This window comes from Marinagarivorans sp., assembly GCF_982758155.1.
The window spans coordinates 1-3830 of sequence record NZ_CEXWTU010000337.1 but is presented as its reverse complement, the minus strand read 5'-3'; the positions used below and the strand labels follow the sequence as shown (position 1 = coordinate 3830).

Annotated in this window: 4 protein-coding genes; all 4 read right to left on the bottom strand. The window is 43.3% G+C overall.

The features are described 5' to 3' along the window. Positions 1–282: 282 nt before the first annotated feature. Positions 283–1329, bottom strand: a complete 1047-nt coding sequence (locus AC3A8L_RS20480; RefSeq protein WP_487964129.1) for a DUF1552 domain-containing protein — start codon at positions 1327–1329, stop codon at positions 283–285. Positions 1330–1345: 16 nt separating this feature from the next. Continuing rightward, on the bottom strand, positions 1346–2017 hold the full coding sequence (locus tag AC3A8L_RS20475) for an META domain-containing protein (RefSeq protein WP_487964128.1): 672 nt from the start codon (positions 2015–2017) through the stop codon (positions 1346–1348). A gap of 414 nt (positions 2018–2431) precedes the next feature. After that, positions 2432–2803, bottom strand: coding sequence for a GGDEF domain-containing protein (locus AC3A8L_RS20470; RefSeq protein WP_487964127.1), 372 nt, complete (start codon positions 2801–2803; stop codon positions 2432–2434). Further along, positions 2775–3722: a diguanylate cyclase gene (locus AC3A8L_RS20465; protein ID WP_487964126.1), complete on the bottom strand. Its 948-nt coding sequence runs from the start codon at positions 3720–3722 to the stop codon at positions 2775–2777. Before AC3A8L_RS20465 ends, AC3A8L_RS20470 begins: the two co-directional genes overlap by 29 nt. Positions 3723–3830 lie beyond the last annotated feature (108 nt).

The following is a 3830-nucleotide window of genomic DNA, read 5'->3' as shown; positions in this document are numbered from 1 at the left end:
ATATTTTTAACGAAGGCAAGCGTGCACCCAGGAATTCAAAAACGAGAAGTTATTTCATGTACGCCCCTAAGGCGCTAAGTTATTTTTTAAACGCACGAACCCGCCTAAAGTACAAATTAATGGCTGAGGCAATGTGTTTTAAGCTTATTGATTACTTGGCATTGTTTAGAGTGCACAAAATATACGTATAGCGAGCATAAAAAAGCATGCCTAAAAATATGATTAGGAATGCTTCAAGTTGCAAAAAAAGTTACAGAATTAGCTGCATTAGGTATTAATCTCTTAGATCAGCAATGAACTTATCGGGCCGCTACCATAATTATCACCACCCAACCCTAGTGCGGCGCTTACCGTATCGAGCACCTCGCGCTGGGTATTGGCTCCAATAGGCGGGCGAACAACTAAACCATTTTTAATGAATTTTTTTCCACCCGCAAACATAACTGGCGCATCGGTACCAGTATGGCTTCGACCATCTCCCATGTTAGAAACTTGCACGACTAAGGTTGAATCAATAAGTGGGACGCCGCTACTGTCTGGAGTAGCTGCCAACAGCTGGATTAAATAAGCGACGCGTGCACTTAAAAATTGGCGGTAGGCGATAAACGCTTCTGGTGCTCCAGTAGCGTGAAGTGCTTGTGCATAGCTAATATCCATCCCCAGGCTGGGTATTCTAAAGTCGCCCTCTTCATCACCCAGCATTAGGCTCGCGACACGGGTTTTATTGTGCTGCAAACCTAAAACGGCAAGCTCTAGCATTTGCCGCGATTGCGTTTCAAAATCGTTAGGGTCCGGGGCTAAATCTTGTTGCGCAAAATGATCAAACAGAGGTGATGTTAATTGTGTTTGTGAAAATAAAGCATTAAACACATTTTCCATATTTGTATTCGGCGGTACGCGACCGGCTTCGGTAGAAGTCATGCTATCTGTCGAGAATTCACCTGAAGACAATACTAATGGAGTATCTGCACCAAAATGTTTGGCTAGTCGCACATCTAGAGATTCAGCATGGCTGAATTCTGGATTTAATAAACGCCAAAGCGTGGCGTGCCCATATTCGACTAAATTAATACCCTGTAAAAAAACGCAGTGTTGCTTTACAGGCTCTAATGGTGCGCTCATTTCATTCAGTGCAAATGTATCGCCGCAACCTTGCGGGAACCACCGCTCTGGAATTACGCCACCAGGTACATGGACAAAAATGACACGCGGGGTTGCTTCCGTATCAACAGCAAGACCGCTTGCACTTGCCGTAGCGATGCCTCCCGCCAGTAGACCACCCGATTTAATCAAACGACGACGGGTGGTAGATAAAATTTTATTATTCATAATGGCATTCCCTTAATTAACGGTAAGTTACGAGGCTAATAGCGTCATTGCAGCGCAATTGGTCAAGCGTATTGCGGTTCATGTTCGCTAAAACTCTGGCATCACATTCACTGGATGGCATTACCGTAAAATCGGGGTATTGTGTATCAAAGTGTTGAATTACATCGGCATGTGGCGTATCGCCAAAATCAAGCCATACTGAAACTGGTGCATACATATCATTACCGGGATTACCCGAGAGCGAGGCAGGCGTCGCGCATAAATTAAAACGCCGCTCCAAAATTAAACTTGTAACATCCCCTTCTTTTAAGTCAAGCCTGTCCCCCTCTAAATCGTAATCGGTAATGGTGTTTAAGATATTTTGGTAAGCCATTAATGATTCGGTATCACAACTGGCGTCCTCAGCTGAGCCCATAGAGGATATTTGCATAGGCGCGCTTAAGCCATTATCACTATACTGCGCGGTGTAGGTAGCACTGTAAGTACCGCACTGGTGCGAGATTTCGACCTGAGATTGCATGCCAAACTTGACTGTAAACAACCCTTCTAAAGACTCTTTCAGCCCTATATCTGATTGGCTGTATTTTAATACCCATTCCGTATCGGCAAGAGCTTGTGAGTCCACAATCGCCTCACCTTGGCAGGCGACTAAACAAAGGGCAGCAGCGCCCAGTAATATTTTTTTCATGGCAGTTCCTTTTGTCGCTAACGGCTACCGACATTAGCATTATTGATTAATATACTTAGCACATCTAAGCCAAACTTAGAATATAGGAGAAACGGCTTTTGCACTCACGCTGGATTAGCGCACAAGATAAAACTGTGTGTTTGTTAACATCTGGTTAGTGAACAAAAGCGATGCAGTTTTTTGACGCTGAGTGATTTAATACGGCTGCTGTAGCCGTATTGGTATTCAACATTTAGTGAGGTATCTTTCAGCAACACTGAAGTTAAATAGCACTGCCCCTTAAGACACCGCGATCAACGACGCGCCTGAGAATTTGTCGAGATGAGGGGCGATATTAGGGGACGAGATGAGGTATACATCGGGGTACTTAACTGATGCTACACCTTGCCTGATACATAGGGCTGACAATCACTGTCAATTTCGCACTAATGTGGCTTTTTTACGTTGAATATAGTCATCGATATTGCGCATGAATTTTTCAATGTCACTATCCAGCGGCTGATTCAGCTCTAGCCCTGCCCAGCCATTACGGCCATTATTTTTCACGCTGTATAAGCACCAATCGGCAATATCAATGGTTTGCTCCATTGTTACTGCCTCAGGGGAATGAACATCAAAGGGATAGCAAGCGTAGCCTATAGAACAAGTACGGTGAATCACTTGTTGGCCATCTAGTTGGCTATCAAGTTGGCTATCTAACTGAAACTCGACAAGCTCTATCGCTTTGCGTAAGCGCTCAGCCATTACGTCAGCGAACTTACGCGAAACATATCGGCAAACAATCAAGAATTCTTCTCCCCCCCCAACGGATGACCAAGTCCGAATCGCGACAGGTTTCCACTAAAATATCAGCAATCACTTTTAGAACCACATCACCATTAGAATGGCCATATTGATCATTCACTGATTTAAAGTGATCTATATCGATAAGGTAAAACACTAAACTTTCTTTTGTTGCAGGAGTACTTTCTGGCGTTACTGGTTCTTGGTAACCTCGCACCACTTTCGCTATATCTAAAGCAATTGTATTGTACAGATAGCGACGATTACGCAAGCCGGTCAGCTGATCAGAATAACTGGCATCTTCCATGTTTCTATAAGCGACTTCTAACTCATTATTTTTAATTTTCAATTCTTTAGTACGTTCAATTATTTTATCTTCAAGAAGTCGGTTCTGCGTTTCAACAAATTGACGTTTAGCATACTGAGAGTAAATAATACCTAAAAAAGAGAACATAAAGGTAAAGAGATAAATCATATACGCCCACCAGGTAGCCCACCATGGCGGCAAAATAGACAAAGCAATCGTTAATTCCTGCTTCATCCAAACCCCTTCATTATTGGTGGCACGCACCTGAAAAACATATTCGCCGGAATCTAAATTGGTATAGGTTGCCGTACGCCGTGTTTTAGAATAAGTCCAATCTTCATCAAAGCCTGTCAATTTATAAGCGTAGTGGTTTTGCTCGGCCACATCAAAATTCAACAGCGAGAACTCAAACGTAAATACCGATTGATCGTGGCGTAAGGTAATCGCTTTAGTGTGAGTAATCGCCTGCGGCAGCGTGAAGTCAGACGCTGGACTCTCACTATCATCCAACAGTTCTTCGGCGTTATCGGGTATATCTTCTTCGGCCATAGGGTCATAAGTAATATGGGTATTGTTAGCTTTAACCGGTAAATTAAATAAATAAAATGCCGTCATAATCAGAGGCGCTTGATATTCATTGGTAAAAATTAACTCGGGGTCAATAAGGGTTAGGGGCGAGGCAATAATAGTTTGTCCAAATTAGACGCAGGGTCCTGTTTTCTC